Source organism: Leisingera sp. G5_S3_59_S7 (genome assembly GCF_054968485.1).
This window is the reverse complement of record NZ_JBQKUH010000041.1, coordinates 20041-41595: the sequence shown is the minus strand read 5'-3', so window position 1 is coordinate 41595 and position 21555 is coordinate 20041. Positions and strand designations below refer to the sequence as shown.

Below are 21555 nucleotides of genomic sequence, written 5' to 3'. Positions count from 1 at the left end.
CGGTGCTCGGTGGCCAGCGCCTGGATCTGGTCGTAGTCGATCAGGTTGTCGCTTTTGCGCACGCCGTAATGCACCGCGTTGAACCACTTGCCCGACTGGTTCGGCGCCGCGCCGTGGGTCAGGTGGCCGCCGGAGGCCAGATCCATGCCCAGGATGGTGTCGCCGGGCTTCAGCAGGGCCTGGAACACGCCCTGGTTCGCCTGGCTGCCGGAGTTCGGCTGCACGTTGGCGAATTCGCAGCCAAAGAGCTGCTTGGCGCGGTCGATCGCCAGGTTTTCGGCGACGTCGACATACTGGCAGCCGCCGTAGTAGCGGCGCCCCGGGTAGCCTTCGGCGTATTTGTTGGTGAGGACAGAGCCTTGCGCTTCCATCACCGCGGCAGAGACGATGTTCTCGGAGGCAATCAGCTCGATCTCGTCGCGCTGGCGGCCCAGTTCCGCGGTGATCGAGGCATAAAGCTCAGGATCGCGCTCGGCGAGGGATTGGGTGAAAAAGCCGGGATCACGGGTCGCTTCAGTCATGGTGGCTCCGTTTGAGCAGGGGTCAGAATTGAGGGATTTCCTATCGGAAACATCTTTGCGCAGGAAGCCTGTAAAGCGACATTTCCCTGCGACAGAACGGCAACTATGGCCTTTGGCGGAAAGCTGTGATTGTTTCGGAACCAGTTGCCTAATACCGGAAACAGATTTGATGGGTTTGAGAATCGCCTTTCTGGCCAGCGAAGTGGAGGTTGCCCAGGAAGCCCTCGCCGAACTGACCCGCCGTTATGGCCATGTGCCCCCCGAAGAGGCGGATGTAATTGTGGCGCTCGGCGGGGACGGGTTCATGCTGCGCACACTGCACAGCATGGTAAACCACCCGGCGCCGGTTTACGGCATGAACCGCGGCACTGTCGGCTTTCTGATGAATGAATACCGTGAAGACGGGCTGATCGAGCGGCTTGGGGATGCGGTTCAGGAGATCATCAACCCGCTGTCGATGACCGCGATGGACCGCCGCGGCGAGGTTCACAAGGCGCTGGCGATCAACGAGGTGTCGCTGCTGCGCGCCGGCCCGCAGGCGGCACGGCTCAAGGTGTCGGTGGATGGCCGGGTCCGGATGGAGGAGCTGGTTTGCGACGGGGCGCTGGTGTCGACACCGGCGGGCTCCACCGCCTACAACTACTCGGCGCATGGGCCGATCCTGCCGATCGGGGCCGATGTGCTTGCGCTCACTGCCATTGCCGCCTTCCGCCCACGGCGCTGGCGCGGCGCGCTTTTGCCCAGCAACGCGATGGTGCGCTTTGACGTGCTGGAGGCCGACAAGCGCCCGGTGATGGCCGATGCGGACTCGATCTCGGTGGCCGATATCGACTGGGTCGAGATCCGCACGGATCCGGAAGTCCGCCACAAGATTCTGTTCGATCCTGGCCATGGGCTGGAGGAAAGGCTTATTTCCGAGCAGTTTACTTAACCGTTTAACGGAACCTTCACGAGTTTGTGAACTCCCCGGTAACGATTTCATGCGATGCTTTTCCACAGGCAGATGTGGATGGCGTCTGCCCCAGGGCTGAAGCGCCAGAGTGCCGTACCGGCGTGGTTTGAATAACCAGTGCAATTGTTTCCAGCCGGTAGCGCCCACGGAGCCTGCGCCCGAAGCCGGGTCCGCCTTTTATGGCGGGACGGGCGCTGTTTGTAGCGAGTTGTCTGAGTATGGAAGTTCCCCGGGGGCGGTTCACTCCGTTCCCCGGGACCTTATGTCCGCCCGTTGTGCTTGTCTGCCCTGAGTACATGCTGATGCCGGCCTGTGACGCTGCAGGGCCGTGGCGGTATTTCCGGTATGAAATATCGGCCTGAAACACTGGCCTGAACCCCGGGCTGAAACAGTGGCCTGAAATCCAGGTGCTTGCTTGGGAAATCCGCCAGCTTGCAGGGGTGTCTCCGTGCGCTTGGCGTGTGTGGCTGCTGTATACATGCGCCCGACCCGTAACCCGCACCCTTGGCGTCATGGCCAGCAGACCCTCCCACGAGCTTCAAAGAACGTGTGATTACAGGGGCCCCTGAGGCTTGCATTGCGTTGTGCGGGCACTCAGCAGGTCATTTTTTTGTGGCAGTCCGATTGATATGCGGCGCCCTGAAAGCCGTCAGGCCGCCAGAGCGTCCTGCATCTGTAACCCGGCGCGCCCTGCCAGTTGCGGTCAAACGGACCACGCCCCGTAACCCGCTGCTTGCGAGACGCACACCCTCTGACGGCCGCCGGTCTCAGGCGGAACCGGCCTGCATCTTCTCCCACAGGGGCAGGCACATGCGGCCGGCACGGGCCTCGATCGCGGCGCAGGCATCCACGGCCAGATCCTCGCGCCAGCGGCGGGCGGCGATCTGCACGTTGATCGGCTGCGGGCCATTGGTCAGCTGCGCCAGCCGGGCCGGGACGGAGGCCGCAGGCAGGCCGAGGTAATTCATCGCATAGGAGTAAACCGCGCAGCCCAGCACCTCATGCACACCTTCAGCGCCTTCGGTGTCGCGGTCGGGCCGGAAGAAAGGCTGCGGCAGGAAGGGCGACAGCACCAGCGGATACTCTTCCATGAACAGCGACCATTGCCGCGCGTAATGGGTGCGCTTGGCCATCATCTGCAGAAGCTCATCGCCGGCAAACGGCGGAAACTCCTGAAAGTAGACGGCAAAGATATCCCGTACAGTCTGCGAGCCGGCGGCATCCACATCCTGCTTCATCAGCGCATAGATCTCGCCCATCAGCGCGCGGTAGCCGGTGCGTCCGGCCTCAAAGACATTCGGAGGCTCCACTTCTTCGACAACGTAACCCGCATCCGCCAGGGCATCGCGCGCAAAGTCCAGCGCAGCTTCGACTTCCGGATGCAGCTCGTAGCCGTGGGTGTTCTTGGTGAAGGCCACCCGAACCGGCCCCTCCAGCGCCGCGCCGCGCCATGGGCCGGGCACATGGAACGGGTCGCGCGGATCGGCGGCAATCAGCGAAGCCATCGACAAGTGCAGGTCCTCTGCCGTGCGGGTGATCAGCCCCTGCACTGACATCAGCTGCGCCAGCAGCCCGCGTTCCGCCGTCTGGCTGGGATTCCAGGCCGGCACCCGGCCCAAGCCCGGCTTTACTGTAACCGCGCCATTGGCGGCGGCGGGAAAGCGCAAGCTGCCGCCGATGTCATTGCCATGGGCCAGTGCACCGATCCCGGCCATCACGGCCGCCCCCGCACCGCCGGAGGAGCCGCCAGGGGAAATATGCCGCCCCCAGGGGTTATAGGTGCGCCCGTGCAGCGGATTGTCGGTGTCGGCGCGAAAGGAGAACTCCGGCGTGTTGGTCCGCCCGATCACCACCGCGCCGGCCTTGTGCAGGTTTTCCACGACTGGGGCGTCCGCCGGGGCGATCAGGTCTTTCAGCGCAACGACCCCGTTTGAGGTGGCGTGGCCCGTCTGGTCGATGTTGATTTTGATGGTCACCGGCACCCCGTGCAGCGGGCCTGGCTCAGCGCCGCCCTCACGCGCCTTGTCGAGCGCGCGCGCACGCTCCAGCGCCTCCGCGCTCAGGTCCTCGACGACTGCGTTCAAGGCCGGGTTCACCGCATTCATCCGGTCAATTGAGGCCTGGATTGCGTCCTCTGCGCTCAGATCCCCGGCGCGGGTCAGTGCGGTCAGTTCGGTGGCGCTTAAGCGCCAGATGTCCGGTTTCGTCATGCAAAGGCCTCCCAGGCCGCAGCCTAGGCAGGCAGGGCGGAGTTGCAAGCAAAACCGGACGGCAGAAAGGCTCCGCCTGGTGGCGGAGCCTTCAAAAACCCTCGCAGGATTATTGGCCGTTTCCCGCGCCGGGAAACGCGCGCGTTATTTGGCGTAGCCGATGCTCTGCAGCGCCGCGGTGATCTCGTCCAGGATGGCTGGATCGTCGATGGTTGCGGGCATCTTCCAGGGCGTTCCATCGGCGATGTTCACCATCGTGCCGCGCAGGATCTTGCCGGAGCGGGTTTTGGGCAGCCGGTCCACCACAACCGCCAGCTTGAAGGCGGCCACCGGGCCGATCTTCTCCCGCACCAGTTTCACGACCTCGGACACCACTTCGCCGTGGTCGCGGTCCGCGCCCGAGTTCAGGCACAGGAAGCCCACCGGCATCTGCCCCTTAAGGCTGTCCGCCACGCCGATCACGGCGCATTCGGCAACGTCCGGATGGCCTGCCAGCACTTCTTCCATGCCGCCGGTCGACAGCCGGTGGCCCGCCACGTTGATCACGTCATCGGTGCGCGCCATGATGTAAAGGTAGCCGTCCTCGTCTTTCATGCCGGCATCGCCGGTCTCATAGTAGCCGGGGAAGGTGGTCAGGTAGCTCTTTTTAAAGCGGTCCTCGGCGTTCCACAGGGTCGGCAGCGTGCCCGGCGGCAGCGGCAGTTTCACGGCAATCGCGCCCAGCTCGCCCGCGGCAACCGGGTTGCCGCCCTCGTCAAGGATATCCACTTCATAGCCCGGCATCGGCACCGCAGGCGAGCCGAGCTTGGTCGGCAGCTCCTCGATCCCCAGCGGGTTGGCGGCAATCGACCAGCCGGTTTCTGTCTGCCACCAGTGGTCGACCACCGGCACCTTCAGCTGTTCCTGCGCCCAGGTGATGGTGTCGGGGTCCGCACGTTCGCCCGCCAGATAGACCTGCTCAAGGCAGCTCAGATCGTATTTCTTGACGAATTCGCCCTTGGGATCCTCCCGCTTCACCGCGCGGAAGGCGGTGGGGGCGGTGAAAAAGCTTTTCACCTTATGCTCGGAAATCACCCGCCAGAAGGTGCCCGCATCCGGCGTGCCGACGGGCTTGCCCTCGAAGACGATGGTGGTGTTGCCGTGGATCAGCGGCCCGTAGCAGATATAGCTGTGGCCGACGACCCAGCCCACGTCCGAGGCCGCCCAGAACACATCGCCGGGATCGACGTTATAGATGTTCTTCATGGTCCAGTTCAGCGCCACCAGCTGGCCCGCGGTGTGGCGGATCACCCCCTTGGGCTGGCCGGTGGTGCCGGAGGTGTAGAGGATGTAGGAGGGGTGGTTGCCCTCGACCGGCACGCATTCGGCCGGTTCGACACCGTACTGGAAGCCGTGCCAGTTCACATCGCGGCCCGGGATCAGCTCCGCCACTTCCTGTTCGCGCTGAAAGATCACGCAGAACTCGGGCTTATGCTCCGCCAGGTCGATGGCACCGTCCAGCAGCGGCTTGTAATGCACGATCCGGCCCGGCTCGATGCCGCAGGAAGCGGCGATGATCGCCTTGGGCTTGGCATCGTCGATGCGCACGGCGAGTTCGTTGGAAGCAAAACCGCCGAACACCACCGAATGCACCGCGCCGATGCGGGCGCAGGCCAGCATCGCTTCCAGCGCCTCGGGGATCATCGGCATATAGATGATGACGCGGTCGCCCTTCTCGACGCCCTTGGCGCGCAGCGCGCCGGCCAGGGTGGCGACACGGTTCCTGAGCTCGACATAGGAGATTTCACGCTTGGTATGGGTGACCGGGCTGTCGTAGATGATTGCGGTCTGCTCGCCGCGGCCTTCTTCGACGTGGCGGTCGACAGCGTTGTAGCAGGTGTTCACCTTGGCATCGGCAAACCATTCATAAAGGCCCTCGCCCTTGTCAAACAGCGCCTGCTTGGGGGCCTCGTCCCAGCTGATTTGCTTGGCGGCTTCCATCCAGAAACCTTCCGGGTCCTGTTTCCACGCGGCGTAAGTATCCTGATATCCCATGGTGTCTATCTCCTCCTGCCATCTGCGTAGGCGACGAACCGGGGACCGGGCAAGTTTTGCGCAAGGGGCACGCAAGGTTCGTCAAAGAATTTACAGTTTGCAGGCGGATTTCCATCGTGGCTTTACAGAATTTACACCCGGTTTGCCGTTTGCAGCCAATCCGCTTTGCAAACAGGTTTTTGGCGCGGAGTTTTCAGGAAAGCCCCTGCAGAATTGCAAAATTGCAAACTCCGCCGCTGACCCGCCGCCGGGCCGGACAGAATCACTCCTCGCCGGACAGCTTGGCATAGCGGGGCAGGCTGTCTTGAAGGTGCAGCCAGCTGACATGTTCGGAGTGGAACACGTGAAAGCGCGGTGGCGTCGTGCCGGGGCTTTCCAGCGTTGCGGTGTACAGATGCAGGTTCACGCCATCCCTGGCGGTGCGGTAGGCCATCTGGGTGCCGCAGGTGCCGCAGAACAGCCGCTCGACGCCTTGGGACGAGTTGTAGACCTTCGGCTCGGCGCCGGACCAATTCACCGCCTCGTGCGGCAAGGCAAAAAAAGCGGTGACGGGTGCCGCGCAGATGCGGCGGCAGTCGGCGCAGTGGCAATAACAGCTCCAGGCCGCCTCGGCCTGGCTCTCCCAATGCACGGCGCCGCAGTGGCAATGCCCTCTCATACTGGCCTCCCTGGGTGGGCGGCCAGCGGTTTTCCTTGGCCGCGGAATTAACCGTAGTGCGCCACCGGGGTGCCGGCAATGGCGGCCATATTCAAAAGGCCCCGCGCGGTGATCGAGGGCGACACAATATGGGCCCGGTTGCCCATGCCCATCAGGATCGGCCCCACTTCCAGCCCGCCGGCCCGCATTTTCAGGATGTTGCGCACGCCCGAGGCTGCGTCGGCATGGGCAAAGATCAACACATTGGCGGCGCCTTCCAGCCGGGAATTGGGGAAGATCCGCGCGCGCAGATCCGGGTCCAGCGCGGTGTCGATGTTCATCTCGCCTTCATAGGAGAAGTCCCGGCGCTTGTCGTCGAGGATCTCCAGCGCGTCGCGCAGCCGGCTGCCGGTGTCGCAGGCGATATTGCCGAATTGCGACTGAGAGCACAGCGCGATTTTCGGCTCGATCCCGAAGCGGCGCACATGGCGGGCCGCGCCGATCACGGTTTCGGCGATCTGCTCCGGCGTCGGCTCGATCCGCACGTGGGTGTCGGCGATGAACAGGGGGCCGTCCTCCAGGATCATCATCGACAGCGCCCCGTGCGGGGAATAGCTGTTGCCGCCCAGAACCTGCTGCACGTAATTCATATGCCAGCGGTACTCGCCGAAGGTGCCGCACAGCAGGCTGTCGGCCTCGCCGCGGTGGACCATGATGGCGCCGATGGCGGTGGTATTGGTGCGCATGATCGCCTTGGCCAGATCCGGCGTCACCCCGCGGCGCTGCATCACCTTGTGATAGCTGTTCCAGTAATCGTAATAGCGCGGGTCGTTTTCCGGGTTCACCAGCTGGAAATCGCGGCCCGGGCGCACGTCCAGACCCAGCTTCTCGCAGCGGCGTTCGATCACTTCCGGACGGCCGATCAGGATCGGGGTCTCGGTGGTTTCCTCCAGGATCGCCTGCGCGGCACGCAGCACCCGCTCGTCCTCGCCCTCGGCAAACACGATCCGCCGGGCGGCGGCGCGGGCGGCCTCGAACACCGGGCGCATCAGCAGGGCGGACTTGAACACGGTCTGGTTCAGCCTCTGCTTATAGGCCTCGATATCCTCGATCGCGCGGGTCGCCACGCCGCTTTCCATCGCCGCTTTGGCCACAGCAGAGGACACAACCGCCACCAGACGCGGGTCGAACGGTTTGGGGATCAGATAGTCGGCGCCGAAGTTCAGCTGCTCCCCCTTGTAAGCCGCCGCGGCCTCGGCGCTGGTGGTGGCGCGGGCCAGCTCTGCAATACCGTCGACACAGGCAATCTGCATCGCATCGTTGATTTCTGTCGCCCCCGCATCCAGCGCCCCGCGGAAGATGAAGGGGAAGCACAGCACGTTGTTGACCTGATTGGGGAAATCGCTGCGGCCCGTGGCGATGATCGCATCGGGCGCCACCTTGCGCGCCTGGTCCGGCATGATCTCCGGCGTCGGGTTGGCCAAGGCAAAGATGATCGGACGCTTCGCCATCTTCTCCACCATCTCCGGCTTCATCACGTTGGGGCCGGACAGGCCGAGGAACAGATCCGCGCCATCCATCACCTCATCCAGCGTGCGCAGGTCAGATGCCTGGGCAAAGGCCGCTTTCTGCGGGTTCATGTCCTCTTCGCGGCCCTCGTAAACCAGCCCGTGAATGTCGCACAGCCAGATGTTTTCCCGCTTCACGCCCAGCTTCACCAGCATGTTGAGGCAGGCAATCCCCGCGGCGCCGCCGCCGGTGGAGACGATCTTGATCTCCTCAAAGCTTTTGCCTGCCACATGCAGCGCGTTCTTGGCTGCCGCGCCCACGACAATCGCGGTGCCATGCTGGTCGTCGTGGAAGACCGGAATGCCCATGCGCTCGCGGCAGATCTTCTCAACGATGAAGCAGTCCGGCGCCTTGATGTCTTCAAGGTTGATCGCGCCAAAGGTCGGCTCCAGCGAACAGACGATATCCGCCAGTTTCTCGGGATCGCTTTCGTTGACCTCGATGTCAAAGCAGTCGATGCCCGCGAAGTTCTTGAACAAAACCGCCTTGCCTTCCATCACAGGCTTGGAGGCCAGTGCACCGATGTTGCCCAGCCCCAGAACGGCTGAGCCGTTCGACACCACCGCCACTAGGTTCCCGCGCGAGGTGTAGCGGGCGGCATTGGCCGCATCCGCCTTGATCTCGGTGCAGGCTTCAGCGACGCCGGGGGAGTAGGCGCGCGCCAGATCGCGCCCGTTGGCCATCGGCTTGGTCGCCCGGATCTCCAGCTTACCGGGGCGCGGAAACTCGTGATAGTTGAGTGCGGCTTGGCGCAGGTTCTGTGGGTCGGACATCTGGCGCTCCTCGAAAATCGTATTGTTTAGTGTTAAACCATTTTTTCTGCCGGAAACCTAGTCCAAACTGACGCAAACGGGCGCGGCGGCGGGCGGGCGGCGGCTTCTTGCATAAAGCCTGCCCTGCGGCCACAGTTCCGGGCAAATGAAAAGGGAGTGAAAAATGAGCGATACAATCGCCGAAATCCGCCTGCCCACTCAGGAGCTGCGGAACGATATACCGTTCTACACCAAGGTGTTGGGCATGAAGATGGACATGATCTATCCGGCAGATGATCCGCGCACCGCGGTTTTTTCCGGCCACGGCCTGCGTCTGCGCATCGAAAAAGGGGCACAGGAAAGCCCCGGCACAATCCGCATTCTGACTGAAGATCCTGATGGATTTGCCGAAGGCCAGCGCCGCCTGACCGCGCCCAACGGCACCATGGTGGAGATCGAGAAGCGCCACCCGCCGATGGTGATGCCGGAAACGGTGCACAGTTTTGTGGTCCGCCGCCTCAAGGACCAGGCGCCCTGGATCATCGGCCGCGCGGGGATGCACTACCGCGACCTGGTGCCGGACCGGCTGGGCGGCTCGATCATCGCCAGCCACATCCGCATTCCCGACGGCGGCCCGGTGCCGGACATGGTGCATTTCCACCGGGTCGGCTTTCAGCTGATCTTCTGCATCCACGGCTGGGTCGATGTGGTCTATGAGGATCAGGGCGACAAGATGCGGCTCACAGCGGGCGACTGCTTCATCCAGCCGCCGGAAATCCGCCACCGCGTGCTGGAGGCGAGCGACAATGTCCAGGTGATCGAAATCGGCGTGCCGGCAGAACACGTCACCGAAATCGACCACGAGATGACCTTGCCGACACCGGATTACCGCCCCGAACGGGAATGGCAGGGCCAGCGCTTTGTCTACAACAGGGCGGAGGGTGCCGAATGGGTGCCGTTCCGTCTGCCGGGCTACATATGCCGCGACACCACAATTGCCGAGAACACCAAGGGCGTCGCCGGCGTGCAGGTGTTGCGCCGGGGTGATGGCGCGCCGCAATGGGCCGCGCATGACACCGACATTCATTTCACCTTTGTGATGAACGGCACGGTCACGCTGGAGGGCGAGCGCAGGGAGCCTTACCGGCTGGAGCAGGGCGACGCCTTTGTCATTCCGCCGGGCATGAAAACCCGCCTCAGTGAACCTTCGCAGGACGTGGAACTGCTGGAGGTGACCTTGCCCGGCGTGTTCAACACCACTCTGGGGCAGTGACGGAACCGCGCCCGGGGGCTTTCGCTCCCCGGGGCATTTCCGCTATCCTGCGGCATCTTGACCAAATGATCAAAAAAACCGGGGAATCGCCATGAGCCTCAAAGCCGCTGCCGCCGCCGTCCGCGAAAACGCCCACGCGCCTTATTCAAACTTCAAGGTCGGCGCTGCCATCCGCTCTGCCTCCGGCCAGATCTATGTGGGCTGCAACGTCGAAAACGTGGCTTATCCCGAAGGCACCTGCGCCGAGGCCGGCGCCATCGCCGCGATGGTTGCCGCCGGGGAAAAGGAACTGGCGGAGGTCTATGTGATCGCCGATTGCCCGTCGCCGATCACGCCCTGCGGCGGCTGCCGCCAGAAGATCAAGGAATTCGGCACCGGCGATGTGAAGGTCATCATGGCCACCACTGACGGCGCCGAGGAGGAAACCACCATAGGCGAGCTGCTGCCCGGCGCCTTTGATACGGACCATATGGAGCGCAGCTGATGGACGCCCGCGCCATCAACGCGCAGCTGCGGCGCGGCGAAACCCCCGGCGAGAACGCGCTGCGCTGGTTTGCCGAAGGGCTTGCTAGCGGCGCTGTCTCCGACGCGCAGGCCGGGGCCTTTGCCATGGCCGTCTGCCTGCAGGGCCTCAGCGTCGAGGGCCGTCGCGCGCTGACGCTGGCGATGCGCGACACTGGTGACGTGCTGGAGTGGGATCTGGACGGGCCGGTGCTGGACAAGCACTCCACCGGCGGGGTGGGCGACTGCGTCTCGCTGCTGCTGGCGCCGGCGCTGGCCGCCTGCGGCGCCTATGTGCCGATGATCTCTGGCAGGGGCCTGGGCCACACCGGCGGCACCCTGGACAAGCTGGAGGCCATTCCAGGCGTCTCCATCCAGGTCAGCGAGGACCGCTTGCGGGGCATGATGCAGGACGTGGGCTGTGCCATTGTCGGCGCCACCGCGCAGATCGCGCCGGCGGACAAGCGGCTGTATGCCATCCGCGACGTGACCGCGACAGTCGAAAGTGTCGACCTGATCACCGCCTCGATCCTGTCCAAGAAGCTGGCCGCCAGCCCGGACGCGCTGGTGCTGGACGTCAAGATCGGCTCCGGCGCGTTTATGAAAACCGCCGATGAGGCCCGCGCCTTGGCGCAATCCCTGTGCGATACCGCCAATGCGGCCGGCTGCAAGACCTCGGCGCTGATCACCGACATGAACCAGCCGCTGGCGCCGGCCCTGGGCAACGCGCTGGAGGTGGCAGAGGTGATGCGCGTCTTGACCGGCGATGCATCCGGCCCGCTGGCCGAAATCTCGGCGGTTCTGGGCGGCGAACTGCTGGCCCACGCCGGTCTGGCCGCGGATACGGCGGAGGGCGCGGCCAAGATCACCGCCACGCTCACCGATGGCCGCGCTGCGGACCGCTTTGCCCGGATGATCGCGGCCCTGGGCGGACCTGCGGATTTTACCGCCAGCTGGCAGGACGATCTGCCCGGCGCAGAAGTCACCCGCGAGGTTAAAGCGCCCTCAGCGGGCCATGTCGCTGCCATGAACGGCGAAGCGCTCGGGCTGGCGGTTGTCAGCCTAGGCGGCGGCCGCATGGTGGAAAGCGACCGCATCCACCCGGGTGTCGGGATTTCGGACATCGTCCGCCTGGGCCAGCAGGTCGGGGCAGGGGACACCCTTGCCCGCATCCACGCGGCCAGCGATGATGCGGCAGAGATGGCGGAGGCGGCGCTTCTCGCGGCGGTCTCCATCGGCGAGGCGCCGGACGCCCTGCCGCCGCTGGTTCACGAAAGGATCTCCTGATGCCCCGTGCCTTCCTTGTGGTGATGGACTCCGTCGGCATCGGCGGCGCGCCCGACGCCGGGACCTTCTTCAACGGCGATCTGCCGGACCTTGGCGCCAACACGCTGGCCCACATCACCCAGGCCTGCGCCGCCGGCAAGGCAGAGCAGGGCCGCAGCGGCCCGCTGCACGTGCCGCACATGGAACGTCTTGGCCTCGGCGCGGCGATGCGGCTGGCGTCCTCCGTGCCGTTTCCGGGGCTGGACACCGAACCGCAAGGCCGGTGGGGCTGTGCCAGCGAACTCAGCCGCGGCAAGGACACGCCCTCGGGCCATTGGGAGCTGGCGGGCCTTCCGGTGCCCTGGGACTGGCACTACTTCCCCGATCAGGCGCCGTCATTCCCCGAGGATCTGACTGACTTTGTCGCGGAACAGGCGGGCACCGACGGCATTCTGGGAAACTGCCACGCTTCCGGCACGGTGATCCTCGATGACCTAGGGGCTGAACACATGCGGACCGGCCGGCCGATCTGCTATACCTCCGCCGACAGCGTCTTTCAGATTGCCGCTCATGAGGAGACCTTCGGCCTCGACCGCCTGCTGAAACTGTGCGAAGCCATTGCCCCGCGCCTGCATGCGATGAAGGTCGGCCGGGTCATCGCGCGCCCCTTCATCGGGTCGGCGGAACAGGGGTTCACCCGCACCACCAACCGCCGCGATTATGCCATCACCCCGCCTGCGCCGGTGCTGACCAATTGGGTGCAGGACGCCGGGCGCAAGGTCCACGCCATCGGCAAGATCGGCGACATCTTCTCCATGTCCGGCATCAACACATTGAAAAAAGGCGCTGATGCCCAGCTGATGGAGCATCTGTTCGACGCAGTGGAGACGGCAGAGGACGGCAGCCTGACATTCGCCAACTTCGTCGAATTCGACAGCCTGTACGGCCACACCCGGGACATCTCGGGCTATGCCCGGGCGCTGGAGTGGTTCGATGGTGAAATCGGCCGCCTGCTGCCTAAGCTGCGCAAGGGCGACATGCTGCTGCTGACCGCCGATCACGGCAATGATCCCAGCTGGCCCGGCTCCGACCACACCCGCGAACAGGTGCCGGTTCTGATCGCGGGGCTTGACGCAGGCCCCGTCGGGCAGGTCAAATTCGCAGATGTGGCGGCCTCGATCGCGGCCCATCTGGACGTCCCGGCCCAAGGCCCGGGCAAGAGCTTTCTTTGACCCGATGGTCAAAACCCGCTTGCCTGTTCCGGCCAAGCCCGTAAAAGCGCGCAAAACCAAACTTTAGGAGTGCCCCATGACCGACCACCTGACCGTTGTTGATCACCCGCTTGTGCAGCACAAGCTGACCCTGATGCGGGACAAGGGCACGTCCACAGCGGGCTTCCGCCGCCTGCTGCGCGAGATCACCCAGCTGCTGGCCTATGAGATCACCCGCGAGATGCCGCTGACCACCACCAACATCGAAACCCCGATGGAGGAAATGGAAGCGCCGATCCTGGCGGGCAAGAAGCTGGCGCTGGTGTCGATCCTGCGCGCGGGCAACGGTATGCTCGACGGCGTGCTGGAGCTGATCCCTTCGGCCCGCGTCGGTTTTGTCGGCCTCTACCGCGACGAGGAAACGCTGGAGCCGGTGCAGTATTATTTCAAGGCGCCCGAAGGCCTGAAGGACCGTCTGGTGATTGCGGTGGATCCGATGCTGGCCACCGGCAACAGCTCTGCTGCTGCCGTCGACCTGCTGAAGGAGGCCGGCGCCAACAACATCCGCTTCCTGTGCCTGCTGGCCTCGCCCGAAGGCGTTGCCCGGATGAAGCAAGCACATCCGGATGTGCCGATCGTCACCGCGTCGCTGGACCGCGAAATCAATGCCAAGGGCTATATCCTGCCGGGCCTGGGCGATGCGGGCGACCGGATGTTCGGCACCAAGTAACCGCAACAGCGCCAAGGCGCCTCACGGCGCCTTGGCCGCACGCGGGCAGACCCGGCCCTTGCGGACACTAGCTCCAATTGGCGCAAAAATTGCCGCGGCGCAGCCCTATTGTTGCCGCAGAATCTTTACTCACAAGCCAGAGTCAGGCATCCTGCAGCCATATTTTGTGGGGCGCAGGAATGAAAATAACTAGAATTATTGCACTGGCCATCATCGCGGCGACGTCAGGCGCGGCAGGTGTACAGGCACAAACCCTGCGCCCAACCAGCCCGCCCGCCGAATATCCGCCAGCCTCCTACGACGGCCGGCAATTTGTCGACAGCCGCGGCTGCGTCTATATCCGGGCAGGCATCGACGGCAACGTGACCTGGGTGCCGCGGGTGACGCGCTCGCGCAAGCAGATCTGCGGCATGCAGCCGACAGAGCTGGCCGGAACCACCCGCCAGCAGCCGCGCGCCGCCGCGCCGGAGCTGATCACGCTGGAGCCCAGCCAGCAGCCCGCGCAGACGGCGGCAGCCCAGCCCGCTCCGGCTGCGCAGGCCGAATCCGCGCCTGCTGCGGCCGCCCCGCCGCCCACGGCGGTGACCACAGCCAAACCGCGCCGCACTCCGCAAACCGCCAGCGCCCGCCCGGCGCCTGCCGCTGCCCCCGGGCCCGCGGTCAAGGAAGTGGTGCAGGCAGCCCCCGCTCCTGCTCTGGCGCCCGCCGCCGCTGCGCCGCAGTCCTCCGTGGCGCTGACACCGAACACCCGGGTGGTGCAGACGCACATCTACCAGGACCGCCGCCTCAGCAACAGTTTCCAGGTGCCCCAGGGCTACCGGCCGGTCTGGACCGACGGGCGCCTCAATCCGCAGCGCGCGGTGCGCACGGTCCGGCCTGCGGTGCTGAACGGTGCTGCCAAGGTTCCGCCCGGCTATCTGCTGGTTGAGCGCGGGGACGGCCGCCTGAACCCGATGCGCGGTCTGCGCTCGCCGCAGGGGGACGCGCAGATGGCGCGGATCTGGACCGATGGCGTGCCGCGCAAACTGGTGAGGCTGCCGCTGGACCGTCCCACGGTGAGCCTGCCGCGCGACGCCCGCCGCAGCCCGGCAGAGGCCGGGGCATCAGAGCTGCGCATTTCCACCCGCTCGGCGCCCGGCACGGCAGCGCCGAAGTCAGCCGTTACGGCACAGCGCTACGTCCGGGCCGCCACCTATGCCAGCGCGGAACAGGCCCGCGCCGCCGCCCGCAAGCTAGCCGGGGCCGGTCTGCAGGTGCGGCTTGGCACCGTCAGCCGCAAGGGCCGGCCCTACAAGGTGGTTCTGGCGGGACCTTACCGCAACAGCGGCCAGGCCGCAGCGGCGCTGGCCAGGGTGCAGCGTGCGGGTTTCAGCGGCGCCCGGCTCAGCAGGTAGCAGTTCTCGAAAAAATGGTGCAAAGGCCGGGTCTCTGCCCGGCCTTTTGCCGTTGCTGCACGGCATGTGCCGGTGACAGCCTGCAATCCGGCGCTAATTCCGCCGGCAGGTAAAGACAAAAGCAGCAAGGGGCATCCGCAGCGGCGGCGGTCCGAAGCGGCTGCGAAGGGCGTCCAGGATGGCGCTGGCGACCTCATCGGGATCAACGCCGCCCCGGCTGCGGATTTCGTCGATCATCGGATTGCCATAGACCAGCGCCTCAGCGAATCTTTCTGGATCATCAAGGGTTTTCTCCAGCGTGACGGGGTCATGGCTGGTCTCAGCCCAGTCATCTCCGTTCAGATCCGCCTTCACGGCTTCGGGGGCGCCGTAATGGAACGGCACCTTGTAGAAACCCGGCGGATCTTCCGGGAAAAACCGCGCGGCTTCGGTGTCGGCAATTTCCGCAAACGGGTTTTTCGCCATCGGCGCCCACACGTTGAAGATATAATGCCCGCCGGGTCTCAGCACCCGCGCGGCCTCCCGGAAGGCGGCGGCCTTATCCGGAAAGAACATCACCCCGAACTGGCAGGCAATCAGATCAAAGCTGCCATCGGCATAGGGCAGCGCCATCGCATCGGCAGGCTGGAAGGCGAGATTCGTGGTGTCGGGCAGCTTTGCCTTTGCCAGCTCCAGCATTGGTTCGTTCAAATCCGTAACCGTCAGCTTGCAGCCCGGCGGCAGCTTGCTGCGCAGCCGCTGCGAAACAATCCCTGTTCCTGCAGCCAGCTCCAGGACATCTTGCGGGGCAAGGCTGCGGCAGCGGTCCGCCAGGTCATCTGCATAGTCCTGGAAAATGACCGGTCCCAGGCCGCTGTCGTAGTGACTGGGAATATCCCCCGTGAAACTGGCTGCATTCTCCGTCATGACCCACCCCCCTGAACGTGCATTTGCGCAGATTTCACGATCCTAGCAGATCCGGCGCATTTTCGCGATTGGCGGGGAGGCGGGGGATGGACGCCGGCGGGGTCAGCCGCAGATGTTTTGCAGCTGCACCCAGTCGCGGTCGTTCAGAACCGGCTCCAGCTCGCGGCCGGCCATCGGGTCGGCCTCGATCAGGCCCAGCACCGATTCACCGGTGATATCCAGCGCATAAGCATAGGGCGAGGAGGGGAGAGCAGCGCGGGCGAACTCCGCCAGCAGCACCTGATCCGCAAGCGCGGGGCGGGGGCTGGCTAGGGTGGTCTCGGAGTAGGCGTCCAGCGTGGACCGGTCCACATCCCCGGTGGTCAGCAGTTTGAACGAGGCGAGAACCCCGCCCGCCTCCAGCAGATCAACCATCGGGTCGCGGGCCCCAGCCCGGGCACGCTCCGCCAGAATCGCGCCGGCCGCCACTGCAGGATCCTCGAAATCCTCCACAAAGGAGCGGTTCAGCAAAACGATACCACCTGGCAGATGCAGGCTGCCGGGAATGCCGGAGCGCAGGATCGCCAGCTGCCGCACCCCGGTGCGCTGCGCCAGGTCTTTCAGGATCGGCGCCGCCTCAGGCGTGGCGCAGGCCGGGCCGGAGACCCGCTCGATCCGCCCCAGCAGCGCCTGGCCGATGGCCTTGCGCTTGATCTCGGGCACCACGCTGACGGCGTGGCGGGTGACGGCGCCGGGCAGCCACAGCACCAGCAGCGCCAGAACCAGCGCCAGCGTGCCCAGGATGCTGACCGCCCGCAGCCGCCCGGGCCGCGCGCGCGACCGCCCGATCGCGTTTTGCACCCGGGCAATCGCCTCCAGCATGGCGGTCTCATCCTCGGCGATTTCCAGCGTTTCGCCGGGATCGCCATCGGGGTGGAACAGGGCCGGGAACACGCCGGGATTGGCGCGCTCCACCGCCGCCAGCGACCAATGCGCCAGCGGCCGGTCGTTCATGCTGGCAATGGTCAGCGTCGCATCGCCCAGCGAGATGATCACATCCCGCCGCTGCGCCTCCGGATCTGCGCGCCACAAGCCCGCAGCCTCCAGCCGCTCGAATTCCTTCAATGCCGTCATGCAGCCCGCCCGGCCCCCGTGTTTATCGTTGCCGCCAGAATAATCACATAAAACAGGGGCGGCAATTTGCTTTGCCGCCCCTGAAGCCGTTTCGCCCAGAATTCTTACAGAGACTTGGCGATTTTCCTCAGTTCAAACTTCTGGATCTTGCCGGTGGAGGTCTTGGGCAGCTCCTGGAACACCACTTTCTTGGGCGCCTTGAAGCCTGCCAGCGTCTCCCGCGAGAAGGCGATCAGCGCCGCCTCGTCGGTGCTGGAGCCGGGCTTCAGCTCGACAAAGGCGCAAGGCACCTCACCCCATTTCTCATCCGGCATCGCCGCAACTGCGGCCAGCAGCACATCCGGATGCGCCATCAGCACACCCTCCACCTCGACCGAGGAGATATTTTCGCCCCCCGAGATGATAATATCCTTGGCCCGGTCTGCGATCTGGATATAGCCGTCGGGGTGCTGCACGGCGAGGTCGCCGGAGTTGAAATAGCCGTTCTTGAAGGCCTCGGCCGTGGCCTCCGGGTTCTTCAGGTAGCCCTTCATCACCACATTGCCGCGCAACCCGATCTCTCCCTGGCTCTGGCCGTCCATCGGCAGCACGTTGTGTTCGCTGTCGCGCACCACCACCGGCTCCAGCATTGGCATGGCGACACCCTGGCGGGACTTCTTGGCGGCGATGCCTGCCTTGTCCAGCCCGTCCCAGTCCTCTGTCTTCCAGTAGCATTCGGTGACATGGCCGAAGGTTTCGGTCAGCCCGTAGACATGGGTGATGTTAAAGCCCAGGTCCTCGATCTTCGACAGCGTCGCCGGGGCGGGCGGGGCGCCTGCCGTGAAGACCTCGACCGTGTGGTCGAAGGTGCGCCGCTCCTCGTCCAATGCGTTTACCAGCATGTTCAGCACGATCGGCGCGCCGCCGAAATGGGTGACGCCCTCGTAGTGAATGGCATTGTAAATGTTCTGTGCGCTGATATCGCGGCAGCAGACCAGGGTGCCGCCCACCAGCGGCATCATCCAGGTGTGGTTCCAACCGTTGCAGTGAAACAACGGCACGATGGTCAGATAGACAGGGTGCAGCACCATCCGCCAGGACACCACCGTGCCCATGGTCATGAGATATGCACCGCGGTGATGGTAGACCACGCCCTTGGGCCGCCCGGTCGTGCCGGAGGTATAGTTCAGCGCCAGGCTTTCCCATTCGTCTTCGGGCATGATCCACTGGAAATCCGGGTCGCCGCCGACCAGCAGCGCCTCGTATTCCGTGTGGCGGCCGGTGGCGTGCCAGGTGGCTTGATCATCCGCCACTTCGATCAGCACAGGGGCCGGGCCTTCCATCTCCTCCACGGCGGCCTCCGCCAGTTCCAGGAACTGCGGGTCGACCAGCACCGCCTTGGCTTCGCCGTGCTCAAATATATAGGCGACCGTGCTGGTATCCAGCCGGGTGTTGATGGTGTTCAGCACGGCGCCGCAGGCTGGCACCCCGAAATGCGCCTCCGCCTGGGCGGGTATGTTGGGCAGCAGGGTCGCCACCACATCACCGGGCTTGACCCCCAGCTTGGCCAGGCCCGAAGCCAGCCGCGTGCAGCGCTCATGATACTCGGCATAGGTTTTGCGGTGCTTGCCATAGACCACGGCCGGACGATCCGGAAACACCTGTGCTGCCCGCTGCAGATGCGACAGCGGCGTCAGCGGCACATAATTTGCGGCGGTCTTCTCCAGACCGGTTTCATCCGCCATCCACCCCATCAGTTTCCTCCCCTGAATCACTTTGGTGTCGCTTAGAGGACAGATATTGCGGAAAGTTGCGGGCAATGGGAAGGGTATGAAACAAACAGCAACCCTAGCCCCCGTTGCCGGCAGCCAGGCTGCCGCCGCGCAGTCTATGCTGGCTGCGATGCTGATCATCGGCATCACAGACAACGTCGTGCCGCTGATGGCTGAGACCATCGGGCTGGGCCAGTTCTACCTGTTGCGCACATTTGTCGCACTGCCGTTCCTGTGGCTGATGGCGCGGGCCGGGCTGGGCGGGCTCAGCCCCCGCAACTTCGGCGCGGTGCTGCTCAGGGCGGTTCTGGTGGCGGTGTCGATGGTGTTCTACTTCTCCGCCGTGGCGCTGATGCCGATTGCCCAGGCGCTGGCGGGGCTGTTCACCTCGCCGATCCTGATCGTGGTGATTTCGGTGCTGTTCCTGCGGATGCGGATCGGCTGGGTCCGGGTTGCTGCGGTGCTGTGCGGCTTTGCCGGCGTGCTGATGGTGCTGCAGCCGGACCCGGCGGCCTTCAACTGGCTGATCCTGGTGCCGGTGGCGGGCGGGCTGTTCTATGCGCTCGGCTCTCTGGCGACAGGGCTTTACTGCCAGGGCGAAAGCACGGTGGCGATGCTGTTCATCTACCTGCTGGTGCAGGGCGCCTTGGGCGCGATGCTGCTGGCGGGTCTGGAGGTCTGGCCGCAAGACGTGCCTGCGGGCGCTGACGGCTTTGTCACCCGCGGCTGGGTCTGGCCGCTGTGGGAGATCTCGCACCTGATCCTGCTGCAGGGCTGCGCGGCGGTGGGCGGCGTGTTCCTGATCACCAAGGCCTACCAGCTGGGTGAGGCGTCTTATGTCGCCGTGTTCGAATACTCGGTGATGATCGTCGGCCCGGGCGTCGCCTGGGCCTATTGGGGGCAGATGCTGAACGGGTGGCAGATGCTGGGGATTGCGCTGATCATTGCCGCCGGAAGCACCATCGCGCTGCGCTCGCGGTAGGCGGGCAGGGGCGCTGCCCCTCTTGGCCCTGGCGGGCCAATTCACCCCGGAGTATCTGCGCAAAGGTGAAGAGGCGGGCCGCACGGCGCTGTCATCTTTCCGCAACGCCCCCCGCCGGCGGCCTGCGCCACAAGGTGCAGATCTGCATTTCCATCAGCGGATCAATGCCCTAGGGTCAGCGCATGATCCTGTCCCCGGGCCGCAGATACGTCTTTATCCACATCCCCAAGACCGGCGGCACCGCCCTGTCGCTGGCGCTGGAGGCGCGCGCCATGGCGGACGACATGATGCTGGGCGATACCCCGAAAGCGCTGAAGCGCCGCCGCCGCCTGCGGAACACGCAGGCGCGCGGGCGCTTGTGGAAGCACTCCACGCTGGCCGATATCGAAGGGCTGGTGCCGCAGGAAAAGCTGCGCGGGCTGTTTGCCTTCACCCTGGTGCGCAACCCCTGGGACCGGGCGGTGAGCTATTATCACTGGCTGCGGGAGCAGAGCTTTGATCATCCGGCCATCGGTCTGGCGCAGGGTCAGGAGTTCCGTGCGTTTGTGCAGCATCCGGACATCATCAGCGCCTTCCGCGCCAGCCCGGCATCCTCCTACATGCGGCATGCCGATGGAACAGAGCAGTGCCGGCTCTATATCCGGCTGGAGCATTTCCAGAGCGACGCACGGCCGCTGTTTAATCACCTCGGTTTTGAGCTGGACCTGCCGCGCATCAACGAAAGCGGCCGCCAGCGCGACTGGCGGATCTATTACGACGATGCCGCGGCGGAGGCCATAGCCGACGCCTGCGCGCAGGATATCGCGCAATTTGAATACTCTTTTAACGATTTCCTCCTATCCAAGTGACGTGATGCAGCGCTGAGGCCGCCAGTGCGGGGTTCAAACAGGCACCGGGCAGGCGGACTGGCGCGAAACGTAAACATTGACCGGTTTTTGCCTCAATTCCGGCCCATAAGTGGCAAGAAACGAAGGAAAAGACCGGCCTGGCTGGCAGGGTTTCAACCGCGGCCGCAGGAAAGGATCTCGGATGCTGGATTGGCTTCTGAAACGCTCGCAGGTCTCGATGGGACGGGCCATGAACAGCGGATTCCCCCTGATCCCCGTTGGGCAGGGCGGCTTCCTGGCGGGCACCCATGTGGCTTCCAACCTGGGCTGGCGCCCGGTGGAGGCGCTGACGGCGGGCGACAAGGTGCTGACCTTTGATCACGGGATGCAGACCATCGTGGAATTGCAGCGCGAAACCGTTCTGCCGGGCGAGGGGGAGCTGGAACCGGCCCGCTGCCCGCTGCTGGTGCCGCGCGATGCGCTGATGAACCGGGTGCCGTTGTGGCTGATGCCGGATCAGGGCGTGCTGCTGGAGAGCGACCTGGTGGAGGATGCCCGCGGCGACCCCTTCGCGGTGGTGCCTGCCTGCGCGCTGGAGGGCTACCGCGGCATCCGCCGGATGCATCCGGGGGCGCAGCTGGATCTGGTCACGCCGCGTTTTGCCCAGGATCAGGTGATCTATCTGGAGGCTGGGATGCTGGGGTTTTCCGCGGCGCCGCGCGATCTGATGTGCGGGCGGGTCTATCAGGAGGAAGGCGCCTACAGGGTGCTGCCGCCGGATGAGGCGCGCGGGCTGGTGCTGTCGATGATGGCCGGGGACGAGCAGTGGGCGGCCCCCGGTGCCGCCATGACCGGGGCAGAATATCAGCCGCCGCTGAGCTGATCCGCGCAGCAGGACGGAAAAAACGGCCGGGGAAAACCCCGGC

Annotated in this window: 18 protein-coding genes; 10 read left to right on the top strand and 8 right to left on the bottom strand. The window is 65.0% G+C overall.

Annotated features, from left to right (window positions below; genetic code table 11):
- On the bottom strand, positions 1-521 hold a 521-nt coding region (locus tag ACTRWG_RS16600), incomplete at its 3' end, for a PLP-dependent aminotransferase family protein (protein WP_462829624.1).
- A 169-nt stretch (positions 522-690) separates the two neighbouring features.
- On the opposite strand from ACTRWG_RS16600, the gene ACTRWG_RS16595 reads away from it, so the two are divergent.
- Positions 691-1452: an NAD kinase gene (locus ACTRWG_RS16595; RefSeq protein WP_027238035.1), complete on the top strand. Its 762-nt coding sequence runs from the start codon at positions 691-693 to the stop codon at positions 1450-1452.
- 788 nt (positions 1453-2240) lie between these two features.
- Here ACTRWG_RS16595 and ACTRWG_RS16590 read toward each other — a convergent pair.
- The 4 genes from ACTRWG_RS16590 to ACTRWG_RS16575 all read right to left on the bottom strand — a co-directional run bounded on the left by ACTRWG_RS16590 (position 2241) and on the right by ACTRWG_RS16575 (position 8696).
- Entirely contained in the window at positions 2241-3683 is a 1443-nt protein-coding gene (locus ACTRWG_RS16590; protein WP_027238034.1) for an amidase family protein, read from the bottom strand.
- Positions 3684-3827: 144 nt separating this feature from the next.
- Positions 3828-5717: a propionate-CoA ligase PrpE gene (gene prpE, locus ACTRWG_RS16585; protein ID WP_027238033.1), complete on the bottom strand. Its 1890-nt coding sequence runs from the start codon at positions 5715-5717 to the stop codon at positions 3828-3830.
- Between the two features lie 262 nt (positions 5718-5979).
- Positions 5980-6375, bottom strand: a complete 396-nt coding sequence (locus ACTRWG_RS16580; RefSeq protein WP_027238032.1) for a GFA family protein — start codon at positions 6373-6375, stop codon at positions 5980-5982.
- A gap of 47 nt (positions 6376-6422) precedes the next feature.
- The gene (locus tag ACTRWG_RS16575) at positions 6423-8696 is read right to left on the bottom strand and encodes an NADP-dependent malic enzyme (protein ID WP_462829623.1); all 2274 of its coding nucleotides are present in this window, start codon (positions 8694-8696) and stop codon (positions 6423-6425) included.
- 163 nt (positions 8697-8859) lie between these two features.
- Here ACTRWG_RS16575 and ACTRWG_RS16570 point away from each other — a divergent pair, with 163 nt between their 5' ends.
- From ACTRWG_RS16570 to ACTRWG_RS16545, 6 genes are all read left to right on the top strand, one after another.
- Positions 8860-9948: a cupin domain-containing protein gene (locus tag ACTRWG_RS16570; RefSeq protein ID WP_462829622.1), complete on the top strand. Its 1089-nt coding sequence runs from the start codon at positions 8860-8862 to the stop codon at positions 9946-9948.
- A gap of 91 nt (positions 9949-10039) precedes the next feature.
- A complete protein-coding gene (locus ACTRWG_RS16565; protein WP_462829621.1) occupies positions 10040-10432 on the top strand; it encodes a cytidine deaminase in 393 nt (130 codons plus the stop codon).
- Positions 10432-11736 (top strand): thymidine phosphorylase, encoded by a 1305-nt coding sequence (locus tag ACTRWG_RS16560; RefSeq protein ID WP_462829620.1) that lies wholly within the window; start codon positions 10432-10434, stop codon positions 11734-11736. The genes ACTRWG_RS16565 and ACTRWG_RS16560 overlap by 1 nt, the downstream gene beginning before the upstream one ends.
- Positions 11736-12947: a phosphopentomutase gene (locus tag ACTRWG_RS16555; RefSeq protein WP_462829619.1), complete on the top strand. Its 1212-nt coding sequence runs from the start codon at positions 11736-11738 to the stop codon at positions 12945-12947. The genes ACTRWG_RS16560 and ACTRWG_RS16555 overlap by 1 nt, the downstream gene beginning before the upstream one ends.
- A 76-nt stretch (positions 12948-13023) precedes the next feature.
- A complete protein-coding gene (upp, locus tag ACTRWG_RS16550; protein ID WP_027238026.1) occupies positions 13024-13656 on the top strand; it encodes a uracil phosphoribosyltransferase in 633 nt (210 codons plus the stop codon).
- Between the two features lie 179 nt (positions 13657-13835).
- The gene (locus ACTRWG_RS16545) at positions 13836-15050 is read left to right on the top strand and encodes an SPOR domain-containing protein (RefSeq protein ID WP_027238025.1); all 1215 of its coding nucleotides are present in this window, start codon (positions 13836-13838) and stop codon (positions 15048-15050) included.
- A gap of 93 nt (positions 15051-15143) precedes the next feature.
- Here the strand turns inward: ACTRWG_RS16545 and ACTRWG_RS16540 are convergent, their stop codons facing one another.
- From ACTRWG_RS16540 to ACTRWG_RS16530, 3 genes are all read right to left on the bottom strand, one after another.
- Positions 15144-15956, bottom strand: a complete 813-nt coding sequence (locus ACTRWG_RS16540) for a class I SAM-dependent methyltransferase (RefSeq protein ID WP_027238024.1) — start codon at positions 15954-15956, stop codon at positions 15144-15146.
- A 102-nt stretch (positions 15957-16058) separates the two neighbouring features.
- Positions 16059-17069, bottom strand: a complete 1011-nt coding sequence (locus ACTRWG_RS16535; RefSeq protein WP_027238023.1) for a hypothetical protein — start codon at positions 17067-17069, stop codon at positions 16059-16061.
- A gap of 104 nt (positions 17070-17173) precedes the next feature.
- Positions 17174-18802 carry an AMP-binding protein gene (locus ACTRWG_RS16530; protein ID WP_027238022.1) on the bottom strand — a complete coding sequence of 543 codons (1629 nt, stop codon included), beginning with the start codon at positions 18800-18802 and terminating at the stop codon, positions 17174-17176.
- Between the two features lie 76 nt (positions 18803-18878).
- Between ACTRWG_RS16530 and ACTRWG_RS16525 the strand changes: the two genes are divergently transcribed.
- The 3 genes from ACTRWG_RS16525 (at position 18879) to ACTRWG_RS16515 (ending at position 21512) form a co-directional block, all read left to right on the top strand.
- On the top strand, positions 18879-19802 hold the full coding sequence (locus tag ACTRWG_RS16525; RefSeq protein ID WP_027238021.1) for a DMT family transporter: 924 nt from the start codon (positions 18879-18881) through the stop codon (positions 19800-19802).
- Positions 19803-19984: 182 nt separating this feature from the next.
- On the top strand, positions 19985-20650 hold the full coding sequence (locus ACTRWG_RS16520) for a sulfotransferase family 2 domain-containing protein (RefSeq protein WP_462829617.1): 666 nt from the start codon (positions 19985-19987) through the stop codon (positions 20648-20650).
- 181 nt (positions 20651-20831) lie between these two features.
- Positions 20832-21512, top strand: a complete 681-nt coding sequence (locus ACTRWG_RS16515) for a Hint domain-containing protein (protein ID WP_462829616.1) — start codon at positions 20832-20834, stop codon at positions 21510-21512.
- The last annotated feature ends 43 nt before the right edge of the window (positions 21513-21555 follow it).